Source organism: Peribacillus kribbensis DSM 17871 (assembly GCF_000430765.1).
GTDB classification, from domain to species: Bacteria; Bacillota; Bacilli; order Bacillales; family DSM-1321; genus Paraperibacillus; species Paraperibacillus kribbensis.
The window spans coordinates 160,972-174,476 of record NZ_AUMQ01000022.1; the positions used below are offsets into that span (position 1 = coordinate 160,972).

At 40.7% G+C, this 13,505-nt stretch carries 14 protein-coding genes; 7 read left to right on the forward strand and 7 right to left on the reverse strand.

Annotated elements, in window-relative coordinates:
- Positions 1-199: 199 nt before the first annotated feature.
- Both ptsP and H539_RS0102615 read right to left on the reverse strand, forming a co-directional pair.
- On the reverse strand, positions 200-1,918 hold the full coding sequence (gene ptsP, locus H539_RS0102610) for a phosphoenolpyruvate--protein phosphotransferase (protein WP_026692219.1): 1,719 nt from the start codon (positions 1,916-1,918) through the stop codon (positions 200-202).
- On the reverse strand, positions 1,918-2,184 hold the full coding sequence (locus H539_RS0102615) for a phosphocarrier protein HPr (RefSeq protein WP_026692220.1): 267 nt from the start codon (positions 2,182-2,184) through the stop codon (positions 1,918-1,920). Before H539_RS0102615 ends, ptsP begins: the two co-directional genes overlap by 1 nt.
- 405 nt (positions 2,185-2,589) lie before the next feature.
- Here H539_RS0102615 and H539_RS0102620 point away from each other — a divergent pair, with 405 nt between their 5' ends.
- The gene (locus H539_RS0102620; RefSeq protein WP_026692221.1) at positions 2,590-2,955 is read left to right on the forward strand and encodes a PilZ domain-containing protein; all 366 of its coding nucleotides are present in this window, start codon (positions 2,590-2,592) and stop codon (positions 2,953-2,955) included.
- A gap of 98 nt (positions 2,956-3,053) precedes the next feature.
- Here H539_RS0102620 and H539_RS0102625 read toward each other — a convergent pair whose 3' ends face one another.
- Positions 3,054-3,791, reverse strand: coding sequence for an SDR family NAD(P)-dependent oxidoreductase (locus tag H539_RS0102625; protein ID WP_026692222.1), 738 nt, complete (start codon positions 3,789-3,791; stop codon positions 3,054-3,056).
- A gap of 305 nt (positions 3,792-4,096) precedes the next feature.
- Here H539_RS0102625 and H539_RS27605 point away from each other — a divergent pair, with 305 nt between their 5' ends.
- Entirely contained in the window at positions 4,097-4,618 is a 522-nt protein-coding gene (locus H539_RS27605) for a sigma-70 family RNA polymerase sigma factor (RefSeq protein ID WP_051348411.1), read from the forward strand.
- Here the strand turns inward: H539_RS27605 and H539_RS0102635 are convergent.
- Positions 4,588-4,782, reverse strand: coding sequence for a hypothetical protein (locus H539_RS0102635; RefSeq protein ID WP_026692223.1), 195 nt, complete (start codon positions 4,780-4,782; stop codon positions 4,588-4,590). The two genes, H539_RS27605 and H539_RS0102635, sit on opposite strands and share 31 nt — an antisense overlap.
- A gap of 251 nt (positions 4,783-5,033) precedes the next feature.
- Between H539_RS0102635 and H539_RS0102640 the strand changes: the two genes are divergently transcribed.
- Positions 5,034-5,225: a YkvS family protein gene (locus H539_RS0102640; RefSeq protein WP_026692224.1), complete on the forward strand. Its 192-nt coding sequence runs from the start codon at positions 5,034-5,036 to the stop codon at positions 5,223-5,225.
- A gap of 577 nt (positions 5,226-5,802) precedes the next feature.
- Positions 5,803-6,492, forward strand: a complete 690-nt coding sequence (locus H539_RS0102645) for a hypothetical protein (protein ID WP_155889924.1) — start codon at positions 5,803-5,805, stop codon at positions 6,490-6,492.
- Between the two features lie 18 nt (positions 6,493-6,510).
- Here H539_RS0102645 and H539_RS0102650 read toward each other — a convergent pair whose 3' ends face one another.
- Positions 6,511-7,566: a YkvI family membrane protein gene (locus H539_RS0102650; RefSeq protein ID WP_026692226.1), complete on the reverse strand. Its 1,056-nt coding sequence runs from the start codon at positions 7,564-7,566 to the stop codon at positions 6,511-6,513.
- Between the two features lie 143 nt (positions 7,567-7,709).
- Here H539_RS0102650 and H539_RS0102655 point away from each other — a divergent pair, with 143 nt between their 5' ends.
- Positions 7,710-8,219, forward strand: a complete 510-nt coding sequence (locus tag H539_RS0102655) for an ATP-binding protein (protein ID WP_218970909.1) — start codon at positions 7,710-7,712, stop codon at positions 8,217-8,219.
- Between the two features lie 82 nt (positions 8,220-8,301).
- Here the strand turns inward: H539_RS0102655 and H539_RS0102660 are convergent, their stop codons facing one another.
- Positions 8,302-9,996: a M3 family oligoendopeptidase gene (locus H539_RS0102660; RefSeq protein ID WP_026692228.1), complete on the reverse strand. Its 1,695-nt coding sequence runs from the start codon at positions 9,994-9,996 to the stop codon at positions 8,302-8,304.
- A 366-nt stretch (positions 9,997-10,362) separates the two neighbouring features.
- On the reverse strand, positions 10,363-10,806 hold the full coding sequence (locus H539_RS0102665) for a MarR family winged helix-turn-helix transcriptional regulator (RefSeq protein ID WP_026692229.1): 444 nt from the start codon (positions 10,804-10,806) through the stop codon (positions 10,363-10,365).
- Between the two features lie 501 nt (positions 10,807-11,307).
- Here H539_RS0102665 and H539_RS0102670 point away from each other — a divergent pair.
- Together H539_RS0102670 and H539_RS0102675 are read left to right on the forward strand one after the other, a co-directional pair.
- Positions 11,308-12,669 carry an ArsB/NhaD family transporter gene (locus H539_RS0102670; protein WP_180321039.1) on the forward strand — a complete coding sequence of 454 codons (1,362 nt, stop codon included), beginning with the start codon at positions 11,308-11,310 and terminating at the stop codon, positions 12,667-12,669.
- A gap of 25 nt (positions 12,670-12,694) precedes the next feature.
- Positions 12,695-13,369 carry a hypothetical protein gene (locus H539_RS0102675; protein ID WP_035321813.1) on the forward strand — a complete coding sequence of 225 codons (675 nt, stop codon included), beginning with the start codon at positions 12,695-12,697 and terminating at the stop codon, positions 13,367-13,369.
- The last annotated feature ends 136 nt before the right edge of the window (positions 13,370-13,505 follow it).

The window sequence follows — 13,505 nt, forward strand, 5'->3', positions numbered from 1 at the left end:
CATTTGTTGAATAAAACGGATCATAAAAGTGAAAAAGCGGATCATTTACTCAAAATTCCGGATTATAACCTACAGCCCCGTCTAATCCTACCCCAGCCTGTTCCATTTTGGCATACCCCCGCCTCTGGCCATAAGCTTCTCCGGAGCCAGTAAACCACAAAAAAAGAGCCCGGAATGGGACATCCCGAACTCTTTTGTCTTATTTAGCTACCGCAGCCTGTACAGCTTGTACTACTTCATCAGCAGTGGACATGCTTAGAACCCGGTTTGCTAATTCTTCCATTTCAGGCTGTGATAAGTTCCTGATAAGAGAACGTGCTCTCAAGATAGAAGTTGCACTCATGGAGAACTCATCAAGGCCCAATCCAAGCAGAAGCGGGATTGCAGTTTCGTCGCCTGCCATCTCTCCGCACATTCCAGCCCACTTGCCTTCTTTGTGCGCAGCATCAATGACCATTTTAACCAGGCGCAGGATAGCTGGATTATATGGCTGATATAGATAGGAAACGCGTTCATTCATACGGTCAGCTGCCATTGTATACTGAATCAAGTCGTTTGTACCGATGCTGAAAAAGTCGACTTCTTTGGCAAAAGTGTCAGCCATGACAGCAGTGGATGGGATTTCCACCATGATTCCAGTTTCAATTTTGCCAGCTACTTTAACGCCGCTTTCAATAAGAGACTGCTTTTCCTCTTCCAGGATGGCTTTAGCTTGTCTAAATTCATCAAGGGTTGCGATCATTGGAAACATGATTTTTAGATTTCCATAAGAACTTGCACGAAGCAGAGCACGAAGCTGAGTCCTGAAGATTCCCTGTTCTTCAAGGCATAGCCGGATCGCACGGAATCCAAGGAACGGATTCATCTCTTTTGGAAGATCTAAGTATGGAAGTTCTTTATCTCCGCCGATGTCCAGGGTGCGGACAACTACAGGTTTTCCTTCCATTCCCTCTAGGACTGCCTTATATGCTTCGAACTGCTCATCCTCAGTTGGGAGCTGGTCTCTGCCCATATATAAAAACTCGGTTCGGTAAAGGCCCACAGCTTCTCCGCCGTTGCTTTTTACGCTTTCCAAGTCACCAGGAGTCCCGATGTTTGCAGCTAATTCGACATGATGGCCGTCAGCAGAAACTGTTTTTTCATTAACCAGCTTTGCCCACTCGGCTTTCTGTTTTTCATAGTCTGCATGCATTTGCTCATACTTTGTTACAAGTTCAGGGGTTGGATTGATATGCACCTCGCCATTTAATCCATCTACGATGACAAGATCTCCATTTTGAATAGAAGCTGTTGCTTCTTTCGTACCGACAACTGCAGGGATTTCAAGAGAACGGGCCATGATGGCAGAGTGGGAGGTTCTTCCTCCGATATTGGTTGTAAACCCTTTAACATATGTACGGTTTAATTGAGCCGTATCGGATGGAGTTAAATCTTCAGCAATGATAATGACCTCTTCGGAGATCATGCTTGGATTCGGTATCTGAACTCCCAATAAGTGTGCAAGCACACGCTTGGTTACGTCGCGGATATCAGCTGCACGTTCTTTCATATATTCGTTGTCCATTTGCTCGAACATCATAATGAACATGTCAGCAGTTTCTTTTAATGCGAACTCTGCATTTACTTGTTCATTCTTGATTTTATCTTCAATAGGTGAAATTAATTCAGGGTCACTCAGCACAAGAAGATGGGCATCGAAAATCGCTGCCTTGTCTGGACCGAGGTCTTTGTCAGCTTTATCACGGATGGCCTGTAATTCCTCTTTCGACACTTTCAGAGCTTCCTGGAAACGTGCTGTTTCTTCGGAAGTGTTGTCTGCCGTCTGTTTTTCAACCTTTAGATCGGGTTCAATCAGACGGTATGCTTTAGCGATAGCAATACCGTTTGATGCGGCAATCCCCTTTAGCATGGTTGACATTACTCAGCCAGGCCTTCTCTTTTTAAAGTTTCTTCAAGGGTATTTAAAGCATCCTGCTCATCGCTGCCTTCAGCCGTGATTTTAATTTCTGCACCTTGTCCGATTCCTAGAGACATTACACCCATGATTGATTTAAGGTTTACGGTTCTTCCTTTATACTCAAGGTTGATTTCTGAATCGAATTTGCCAGCTGCCTGAACCAATAATGTTGCTGGACGTGCATGAATACCAGTTTCCGCTGTAACTGTAAATGTTTTTTCTGCCATTTGATAACGACTCCTTTTAAATAATAGTAAGAATAGGATATGCAACTATCTTCAGGTAACGGCCAAAAAGCTTTACTTCTAGATGTTTCCCTTTTTGATCAAATCTATGTTGATCATTTTTATCCTATATGGAAAAAATTATTGTTCGTTGCAAAACCTGCTTCTTTAGCATTTTAAAGGAGAAAAACTCTCCTTTCCCTAAAGAATAGCACTTTGGAGATATAGTGACAATCTTAATGATTCATTTTATAATTTTTTTAACATTCTAAAACTTTGTGCTTTAAAAGGAACGGAATGACCCCTCTGAAATGAAAGCGATTCCTTTCGGATTAACCATAAAAATATGTTGAAATTCCCTTATATATCTAGTAAATAATAAGAATAAAGAGTTTATGGAGGAAACACATGATATACAAAAGAGAGGAATCCTTCCGGTTTTCATTAAAGGTCCCTGTGACAGGTGAATTCGCCATTATTTCCCGCAAAGGAGCGGCCCATCAGGATAAATACGGCGCCCTTGAAATCCTTGATATAAGTCCCAATGGATTAAAGTTCAGTTCAACTCTTAATCTGCCATTAGATGAAAATATCCAGATCCTGGTCCATTTCACTCTGAACTCTACCCTGCTGGAACTCCCGGGTTCCATCGTCTGGAAAAAGATTCATCTCGGAAGATGGCATTACGGTTTTATGGTACAAGGGCCTGAATCATTGAAAGAAAAAATCAGGCAGCAGATCATTTCTGAACTGAAGCTTTATATTAAAAAGTAAGAGTTACGTAATCTTTGCTCCTGCAGATCCGGCTTTTTACAGAACATGCCGGAGTTAATAGTCGATTTACCCTGAAGGCTTTAGGTATAAGCCTTTTTTTAATGCTCGTAAATCATTTTTCTCGTCATACCGCCATCCACCACGATATTTTCTGCATTAACAAAATCATTCTCAGGATCGCATAAGTAGAAGCATGCTTTTGCAATATCGTCTGGTCTTCCCACCCTGTTTGAGAAATGCTGTTCATGGTCAACCTGCCTTAAATCGTCATAATCCCCTGTTTCAATCCAGCCCGGGCTGATTGAATTGACGTTGATCCCAAGAGGCGCAAAACTTGCTGCCATTGCATGGGTGAGTGCCGCAATACCGCCCTTAGATGCCGCATAAGCCTCAGAGTCTGGTTCTGACATAAATGCTCTAGTAGATGTGATATTGACGATTTTCCCTCCCCGCCCCATTATTTTAGCGGCTTCCTTGGAAGCAATGAACATACTCCTGAGATTAATATTAAGGATATTGTCCCATTCAGCAACAGAAAGTTCAAAAATTGGCTTAAAGCTTGATACACCTGCATTATTGATCAATACATCCAAAGAGCCAAAGAGTTCCTTAGCAGTCTTCAGCATATGAATGATTTCAGACTCATTCCGGACGTCTGTTTGTACGAACCTTGCCCTTCCGCCTTCCTCCGTAATGATTCTTTCTGTTTCTTTACCTGTTTCGTTTATTTCTGCTATAACCACATTTGCGCCGTTTTTTCCAAAGGCACGGGCAACTTCTTTGCCAATTCCACTTCCGGCTCCGGTTACAACCACAGTTTTTCCGCTGAATTTCATTACTGCTTCCCCCTGTTATCTTTATCAATGTGCCTGCGATATTAATTATTTCCTTAATAGATGGTTTACTAACCTATTTTTAACTCATTGTTAATTTTTCTGAATTTTCAACAAAATAAAAGAAACTTGTCTTTTATGCAAATTCCTCTTAAATATTATACTTTTCAAGCAGTCTTTCCATATTATATTGCTTTTTTTAGAGACGAAAACCTGTTTTCTTCACTTCGTATTCCATTTTCTCTTTTTATATCCTGAAAGCAGCCGGTAAATCTGTGTAAGCATGCTTATAGAAATGGGAAAGCCTAATGGACAATTTCGAAGAAATCACTGAAAGATATACTCCTATGATTTACAGCATCATCCGCTCACTCCATATTTATAAGGATCAGGATGAATATTATCAAATAGGATTAATAGCATTATGGGAAGCTGAACAAAATTTTACCAATTCAAAAGGCGCCTACACTTCCTATGCCTATTCTACGGTAAAAGGCAAAATATTAAACTATCTTAAAACACAGAGCAGATGGGACAGCCACCTGCTTATCGAATCCAATGATACGGCTGACCGATTGTCAGACGCAGTGTTTGATCTCTATTTTCCCCACGAAGAAATTAAGGAAAGTTTAAGCGTTCTGACGGATAATCAAAAAAAGTGGGCTGTTGGCTGTCTTTTCGAAGGCAGGAGAATAGAAGATGTCGCCCAGTACTATCAGGTTTCAAAGGAAGTTATAAAATCCTGGAGAAAGGGCGCTATCCAAAAATGGAGGTATTATTACAACAAAAAAAAGAAGCATCAGCTTCTTGGTTCATCCAAATATTTATAAATAACCTCACCATTTTGGCGGGCAATCCCCCTGAAATGTTTAAAGTCCGGCCGTTTTACAAGGCAGGCGCGGAAGATTAAAAAGGTTTCTTTGGTTACCAGCACTTCATCCATTCCTTTTGAAGCCAGGTTATCCAATAATTCTTCTGCCATTTGCTTATCCATACGTATTCTCCTTTATATATCCTGCTACCATTGTAACATGGCATTCTTTATTTAAAAGCATTAAAAAAAAGACTGGGAAAATAAAAAGTAAACCGCTTTCTTTTTCTACTATTCTTTTAAAAACAGAGTGGTATAATAGATAGTAATTTAAATTGACTAAATAATAAAAACCCTTTACGATTTTCCAAATTTATTGCAAAATATTTATAAATTGTAAAAGAATATCCATTAAGGCAGAAGGTTGTGATCAAATGAAAAGAGCAGAAGTTGGCAATGTTATTGAATTTCGCGATGGATTACAGGGCATTGTGGAAAAGGTGAATGAAAATTCCGTAATTGTAGATCTTACCTTTATGGATAATTACCGTGAACTCGAGCTTGAGCAGAAAACGGTGGTCAACCACAAAAACTATAAAATCATCAAAGTCACTGAAAAAGCATAAACTTTTATCTTGCAGCTCAGTCTGATTAAACAAAGGGCTTGGAATGGTTTCATTCCAAGCCCTTTGTTGTTTGCTATTATTTTCTTATTCATACGGGGATGCGCCCGAGTTCCGTTCCAGGCGCTTCGCTCGGGCAGGTTCATAAAATAATTTTTATTCAATCTATACAAGAGGAAACCATGCAGCGGCAGGTAATACCCAAGGACATTTATTTGAATTCAAGTACTTCATTTCATAACTTTACACTGGAAAACGGCTGACATCTTTAAGAATTGAACTGTTAATCTAATTCCTTACTATCAACCATTTATTTGCCCCTAAAAATCCCACGCTAAGTCGGATTTTGGTAAAATTTATCGATTTTTCCATTCTCCCCTTTTATATTTATGTATTTCTCTTATAATATAGGTAAGACTTCTGTTTGTGATTCCTTCTAAAAAACAAGAAATTTCGCAAAAAAGTCTTTTACTCGTAACTAATCGCCTTTGGATTCCGTCTATACAAAAGACAACAAAAATTGCTGCCTGAAAACCCTAGAACAAAAGCGCATCTCAGGTGAGCATATTAAGGGGGTTACATGATGATTAAGTATAGCAAATTATTAATTGGGACCGGTCTGCTCTGTATCGGACTCGCAGGCTGCGGGACTTCAAATGATGCTGGGAAGAAACCGGAGAAAAAAGCGGAGCAAACGTCGGCACAGCCTTCAGGTAAAACGGAACAAGCGTCCGGCAGTGCTGGTTCCCAGTCGGACGGGAAAACGGCTGATAATAGCTCAGCTGAACAAAGCGGAGTAAGAGTCATGGAACAAAATCTTACTTTTCAGCTGAATGGAGCATCCAAAACTGAAACAGCTTTTCTTAAAAAGAGTGATAATCAAAGCTATTCGTTGTATATACTTCCCGAATTCGAATTAACATCAGAGGAACCCGGTAAGGATAATATCTTCCTAAAAAGTGATGACAGTGTCTTCATGAGGGTTGAAATTCTGTCTGATAGTGCAGACCTCACTACGGAGGAAGAAATGATCAAAGCCCAGCTTGGAGCCGTTTCAAAGGATATCTCCACTCCAACGCTAGGGAAGCTTCCATTTAAAAATGCAGCAGCATTCGAAGCAGCCAATAACACTGATGTGGTAACCAGTATTCTGGTCAAAGATGATAAGACACCATTTAAAGTGACCATGTTTACCAAAAAAGGAGCCGATTATCGCTCTGCTTTCATTCAGATGGCCAATACCGTTCTGGTCAGCCCTGAAAAAAAATAACTTTGTACGTTCAGGTATTTACCTGAACGTTTTTTTCATTATTTTTTTTTCACGAATCCATAACAGGACCAGAAAGGCCAGGCTTATTTTTCCAAACAGCGGATACAGATATGAGAGGAGACTGCCATAATCAATCAGACTCAAAATATACGCGGATAAAAATAATAAAAGAAAGATCAGCAGCGGACGAAGTTTAAGATAAGATTTCAGCTGCCGTTCTAAGCCAAACATATTGCCAATCACAGAAGTGAAGATTTCTCCATATAAAACAAAAATATAAATCCAGTAAAAATGCTCAGCAAATCTTTTCATAATTTCAGCGGTGGGAATTTCATACATCCCTATTTGAGGAAGGCTGATCAGAGATAGGTGGCTCGTAATAAGGATGAGGGTCAGAAAAACGCCGCCGAGTATAGCACCAGCCTTGATCGTTTTTTCATCTCCAATATCACTGGCAACCGGAACAAGTACAGCCTGGGATAAGGCCAGATTGAAAGCTGTGTACAAAAATGGTGAAATAGCCGGCTCCCACCAATTAGTCAAGGGAGGACTATTAAATATAACAGCAGCTGCCTCTCCTCCTTTTAAAGACATTAGGCACATCATGATGCTGAAAAAAATCATGATGGGCACCACAAATACATTCACGGCAAACAGCCCTTTAATTCCTCCAAGCAGCACTGCCAGAGCCAGCGCCATGGTGATCAGCACTCCAGCTGCTTTTGGCATCCCCAGCTGCTCTTCAAATACAGCTCCTGCTCCAGAGAACATGACAGAAGTCACCCCAAGGAGCATGAAAAAAAAGAGGATATTCAATATGTGGCCAGCCTTTTTTCCAAAGATAAATATATTAAATTCTTCATATGACCTGACTCCTGATTTCAGTGCCATTGTCATCAGCTTAGTCCCGGTAAATATAAAGAGAATGCCTGCTGTCAGGATACTCAATAACCCTATAAATCCATATTTGGTGAAAAATTCATAAATTTCCCGGCCGGTAGCAAATCCCGCTCCTACAACCGTCCCAATATATACTGCAGAAATTTGAATAGCACCGGACCATTTTACACGCATTGCTTCACCCCCTCTCATATATCTATGATAGGAGGAAGCTATTTAGACAGGCTATCTTTGCATCATTCCAAATTCAAATGCTTAGTGAACAGGACAAGGAACATACGCACTATTTTTCAATTATCAATTCAGAAATCATCAGAATGAATTCCATTATTCAGGAGTTTTTGATCCTTTCCAAACCGCATGAAGCAAATTTGAAGATTCATAATATCAGAGGATTGGCGCATGAAGTAATCCTCTTGTTCCAGTCAGAGGCACACTACAGAAATGTGGACATTAAGTATTCTTATGATGAGGATTTACTGCCCGTCATGTGTGAAGGAAATGCCTTAAAACAGGTTTTTATTAACCTTATGAAGAACAGCCTTGAAGCCATGCCGGCTGGAGGTCAAATACGTTTTCATATCAACAATGGGAATGGAAAGGTGGTGATTGCCATCGAGGATGATGGCATGGGAATGCCGGAGCATATTCTTAAAGATGCTGGCAAACCGTTCTTCACTACCAAAGATGACGGAACAGGACTCGGGCTTATGATTTCTGAACGCATTATTCACCAGCATAAAGGAGCATTATCCATAACCAGTCATGTGAATTCCGGGACCCGCATAGAAATTACCCTTCCGGCAGCTCATATGGAATCGGTATAGAGTGATCAGCCCGCGAATATGACTGATAATATCATAGAAAAAGAGAGAGCTGGGATTCAGCTCTCTCTTTATTCGTGCTCTATTATAGGGCCTGGTCATCCACTGACTGCAGATATTCATCAATGACACTTGCTACAGAAAGTACACATCCATCCTCGAATGGCGACTGCAGGCCAGCCGTTTCTACAAGGGCCAGGAACGATTTGCTGCCTCCCTGTTTACACAGGTCAAGATAGTCTTTCCAAGTCTTTTTCTGATCTTCCCTGGATCTTTTCCAGAACTGAAACGCACAAATCTGGGCAAGCGTATAATCAATATAGTAGAAAGGGGTGCTGTAAATATGCCCCTGGCGCTGCCAGAACCCTCCAGCTTCCAAATACTCGTCACCATCATAATCTCTATGCGGGAGGTATTTTCTCTCTAAGTTTCTCCATGCAGTCTTTCTTTCCGCTGGGGATGCCTCCGGATGTTCATAAACAAAATGCTGAAACTCGTCAACAGCCACTCCATAAGGAAGGAATAACAGTGATTCACTTAAGTGGGTATATTTATATTTGTCAGTGTCTCCCTGGAAAAACAGCTCCATCCATGGCCATGTTAAAAACTCCATGCTCATGGAATGAATTTCACACGCCTCGTGTGTAGGCCAGGTGTACTCCGGAACCTCATAGTCCCTGCTCATATAGACCTGAAAAGCATGCCCTGCTTCATGGGTTAAAACATCAATATCTCCGGAAGTTCCGGTGAAATTAGAGAAAATAAACGGCGCACCATAATTACGTACGATTGTGCAGTAGCCGCCTCCGGTCTTCCCTTTCTTTGCTACAAGGTCCATGAGTCCCTCATCAGCCATTTTATTGAAAAACTCTTCTGTCTCCGGAGACAATTCATTGTACATTTTTCTTCCGTTCTCAATGATCCAGTCAGGTTCGCCCTTTGGAGCGGCATTTCCTGATTTGAATTTGAAGCTTTCATCATAGAACTTCAAGGAATCCACGCCAATCCTATTTTGCTGGCGTTCTCTCAATTTTACAGCCAGGGGTACAATATAGTCTTTTACCTGCCGGCGGAATTCTGCTACCATTTCGGCATTATAATCTGTACGTGCCATGCGGTAGTAACCTAGCTCAACAAAATTTTCGTAGCCAAGCTTTACAGCCATTTCGTTCCTGACTTTCACCAAATTATCATATATCTGATCCAGCTTATCTCCATTTTCCGCCATAAAGCCGCTTCTGGCGTCACTGGCCCTCCTTCTCATTTCCCTGTCCTCTGATTCTGCGAAGGGCTGGAGCTGAATCAGGGTTCTCTCTTCCCCCTCAAACATGATTTTTGCTGAAGCCATAAGCTGCTTATATTCCGATACCAATTTATTTTCCTTCTGAAGCAGAGGAATAATATCAGGTGAAAATGTCTTCAGCTGATATTCTGCCAGGGCAAACAACTGGATGCCCCATTTTTCCTCAAGCTCACTCCTGAACGCTGATTCAGTCAGTGCCTTATAATACTTGGATACAAATTCTTCAAGCTCTGGTTCGATTTCATCCAGGTAATCCTGCTCTGCTTTATAAAATTCATCCGTTGTGTCAATGGTATGGCGGATGTAGCAAATATTAACCATCGTATCTACATCGTTACGGATTTTGTTTATTCTCTGCATGCATTCGTTTTGCTCATCAGCCGTAGATGCATGGCTGAATTCCTCGATTGCAAGAGTTAAACTTTCTTTGATTTCTGATATATCCGGGCGTTTATATTCAAACTGTTCAAATTTCAAGAAAAACAATTCCTTCCCATCCGTCTATTTATTCAACTGTGCTTATATCCCCGCTCTTCATATCTTCCATACACCCTGCCAGCATTCCTTGAAAACTTCCCTGGCTCATCTACCCGTATATGTATTCGATTCACTTCTCATATAATGCCGAATGCTATAAACGAAGGATATAAACCATCGCTGGCAGAAAGTAAGTTTTTCTAACCGATTGCAGCATACTCCCACCTGCATTTCCATTATACACCAACCAGAAGGAACCATCTTATCTCAGAGAAAAAACAACAAAAAAGACCTTCATCCGCTCCCCTCATTCAGGATGAGAAGCCGCGGTTTTCGAAAGGTCTTGGTTTCGGAGCATCATGAAGCTTATTTAACGCCGTCTGCATGCTTGCCCAATTTTTTCAGTAAATCAATGGCAGTCATTTTTTCTTCTTCTGTAAGAATGCTGGTCAATTCATCGATTCCTTGTTCATGCTCGGGAAAAACAGATTCAATGAACTCTTTTCCTTTTTCCGTAATCCTCGCAAACGTGACCCGGCGGTCTTCTTTACATGCCACCCGGACAAGGAAGTCTTTTTTCTCAAGCTTATCCACTACATACGTAATGCTTCCGCTTGCCAGGAGGATCTTGCCGCCGATCTGCTGCAGGGGCTGGTCTCCCTTATGGTATAAAAGCTCCAGAACAGCAAACTCTGTAGGATTCAATCCCTGTTCTGCAATGTATTTATTCACCCTGTCATTAATCGATCGCTGTGCTCTTGATAATACAATAAACAATTTAAGCGATTGCTGAATGCTTTCTCTGCTCATGCATTTCACCGCCTTTTTTAAAATAGAATAAATTTCGATTATCTTGAATTCAAGGTTATTATAAAAAAATAGTTTACTTTTGTCAAATCCATCTATTAATTTAAGCGATCAATGATGCGCTCCAATTTTTGCTCGCGGATTTTATAGATTTAGACTCCTGTTTTTTCAGCCTAACGCCTTAAAGTCAACCATAGCTCTTTGAGTCCTATAATAAACTTCTTCACCCGTGAAACCACTTCAGAGATTTCGAAGAAGCTGCAATCACCATTTAGCTTTTAGAAGATTGTCGTGACCTCTTTTTTGTTTGGGCTGTTTTTTTCTAGCGGATTTATAAAAAAACGGGGACGAACCTAAGGCACTTCTTCCGCATGACCATATATATATAGTACAGCAATACCAAAAGTACAAATGCAGAGGGTGGACAAGTACCCTCCATGACGAGGCAAGTATTCGTCATTTTGTGACATCTGGAACAACCACCCGGAAAGAAAGGGGAGAATTATGTTAGAACCGATGGTTTGGATAACCATTTTATCCTTTATAGGTACACTTATATTGATCCTATGGAGACCAAGGGGGCTTAACGAGGCAATACCCGCCGCTGCCGGTGCAATCATTGTCCTGCTAAGCGGGAGTGTTACGGTTTCAGATTTGGGAGTCATTGCATCAACAATCAGCGGCGCAGCCATAACGATTATGGCCACTATTGTAATGGCGAATGTTTTAGAAAGCATTGGTTTGTTTCACTGGATTGCGGAGCTGCTTGCCGCCAAAGCAAAAGGATCAGGGATACGCCTTTTTTGGTATGTCAATCTCTTGTGTTTTCTCATGACACTCTTTTTCAATAATGATGGCAGTATATTGATTACCACACCCATTTTGGTGATGCTATTAAACAATATGGGATTAAAAAACAACCAAAAAATACCCTACTTGTTGTCAGGCGGGCTGATTGCGACCGCATCCAGCGCACCGATCGGTGTCAGTAATATTGTTAATTTGATTTCATTGAACATCGTGCATATGACTCTTTACTTGCAGACAGCTATGATGTTTGTCCCTGCAACGCTGGGCTTACTGTTCTTAGTTGTGCTTTTATTCCTCCGCTTTCGCGGCATCCTCCCGAAAAAAATCCCGACAAGAGTTTCAGGACTCACCCTGCCGTCATACCACCCGCTTAGGGATGGACCCAGGAATGGTACAGCAAAAGATCATTCAAAGCTTATGTGGAGAATCCTTATTTTCGTGCTTGCTGTTCGTATCAGTCTCTTTGCAGCCTCTTTTCTTGCCATTCCAATCTCAATAATGGCTGTCCTTGGGTCTGTCATCCTTTTAGGATGGAGATGGTGGTATTTAAAGATTCCTCCGGGTGACATGGTGAAAAAAACACCGTGGTATATAATCATTTTTGCGTTTTGCATGTATACCATCATATACGGATTAAAAAATATTGGTTTAGCGGATTTACTCATCGATATTATGCAGCCAATGGTTTCAGGAAGCCTGCTCCATGTAAGCATTTTGATGGGGGCAGTCATGACTGTAATGTCCAATATTTTTAATAATCACCCAGCTCTAATGATTGGAACTCTGACATTAACTCATATGAATCTTGATGTACTCTCCATGAAAATAGCGTATCTGGCCATTGTTATCGGAAGTGACATGGGATCATTGCTTCTCCCAATGGGAACCCTTGCTTCCCTCATGTGGATGCATCTTCTAAGACGCGGAAAAATAAAATTTACCTGGTGGGAATATACAAAACATACAATGGTGGTAATACCGCCTGCTGTGTTTTTCACCTTGGTCATTTTATATTATTGGGTCTCAATTTTTTTCGGCGGGGTCCTGGAAAAATAAAACCTTATGAAAAAGGAGAATATTGATGTCCATAGATTTAAAGAATTTAGTAGGAAAAAACATTGAAATTGAGATTTCTGGAGGCAGATTACAAAAGGGCATATTAATTGATGCTGGTTTGGATCTTGTCGTCCTATATAAAGGAGAAGTGAATTCGTTTCTATACATTCCCTTGATCCATGTTCAGAGATTAAAGGAAATGAACAACACAGAAGAAGCTTATTATACCCCTCCTTCAGAGCAGCCAATTGAGATGGAAACGATCTCCTATAGAAAAATTTTAATGAACGCAAAAGGATTGTTTGTCAAAATTTATGTAACCGGAAATAAATCCATTCATGGATATTTAACCAATATCATGAATGACTATTTTGTTTTTCACTCTCCTGCCTACAAGACTATGTTTGTTTCAATGAACCATGTAAAATACCTCATACCCTATCCACCCAATTCAACGCCCTATTCAATAGACAATCAATATTTTCCGCTTAATCCAACTGTATCCACTACACTATCCCGGTCTTTTAGTGAACAGCTGAAAAAATTCGAAAATCAATTAGTTATTCTGGATGGAGGGGATAACCCTGAAAAGATCGGCCTGCTTAAAGAGATTCATGGCAGACAGGCAATTCTGATTACAGCTGAGGGAGAAACCATCTATAGGAATTTAGAGCACATCAAAACCATTCAATTTCCTTAAGAGAAAGTATGAAGGCAGAGAAAAAAGGTCTAAATACCGTTCATAAAAACAGCTATCCTTACTTGTAGTCAGCCTCTGTTGCTGACTACATGAAAGGATAGCTGATATTTTTTTAAAAATGTGTGCTAACTCTGTA

Bases quoted from the DNA above. Each gene is read 5' to 3' on its own strand.
- ptsP (WP_026692219.1), bottom strand. From the start codon at position 1,918: ATGTCAACCATGCTAAAGGGGATTGCCGCATCAAACGGTATTGCTATC.
- H539_RS0102615 (WP_026692220.1), bottom strand. From the start codon at position 2,184: ATGGCAGAAAAAACATTTACAGTTACAGCGGAAACTGGTATTCATGCA.
- H539_RS0102620 (WP_026692221.1), top strand. From the start codon at position 2,590: ATGATATACAAAAGAGAGGAATCCTTCCGGTTTTCATTAAAGGTCCCT.
- H539_RS0102625 (WP_026692222.1), bottom strand. From the start codon at position 3,791: ATGAAATTCAGCGGAAAAACTGTGGTTGTAACCGGAGCCGGAAGTGGA.
- H539_RS27605 (WP_051348411.1), top strand. From the start codon at position 4,097: ATGGACAATTTCGAAGAAATCACTGAAAGATATACTCCTATGATTTAC.
- H539_RS0102635 (WP_026692223.1), bottom strand. From the start codon at position 4,782: ATGGATAAGCAAATGGCAGAAGAATTATTGGATAACCTGGCTTCAAAA.
- H539_RS0102640 (WP_026692224.1), top strand. From the start codon at position 5,034: ATGAAAAGAGCAGAAGTTGGCAATGTTATTGAATTTCGCGATGGATTA.
- H539_RS0102645 (WP_155889924.1), top strand. From the start codon at position 5,803: ATGATGATTAAGTATAGCAAATTATTAATTGGGACCGGTCTGCTCTGT.
- H539_RS0102650 (WP_026692226.1), bottom strand. From the start codon at position 7,566: ATGCGTGTAAAATGGTCCGGTGCTATTCAAATTTCTGCAGTATATATT.
- H539_RS0102655 (WP_218970909.1), top strand. From the start codon at position 7,710: ATGAATTCCATTATTCAGGAGTTTTTGATCCTTTCCAAACCGCATGAA.
- H539_RS0102665 (WP_026692229.1), bottom strand. From the start codon at position 10,806: ATGAGCAGAGAAAGCATTCAGCAATCGCTTAAATTGTTTATTGTATTA.
- H539_RS0102670 (WP_180321039.1), top strand. From the start codon at position 11,308: ATGTTAGAACCGATGGTTTGGATAACCATTTTATCCTTTATAGGTACA.
- H539_RS0102675 (WP_035321813.1), top strand. From the start codon at position 12,695: ATGTCCATAGATTTAAAGAATTTAGTAGGAAAAAACATTGAAATTGAG.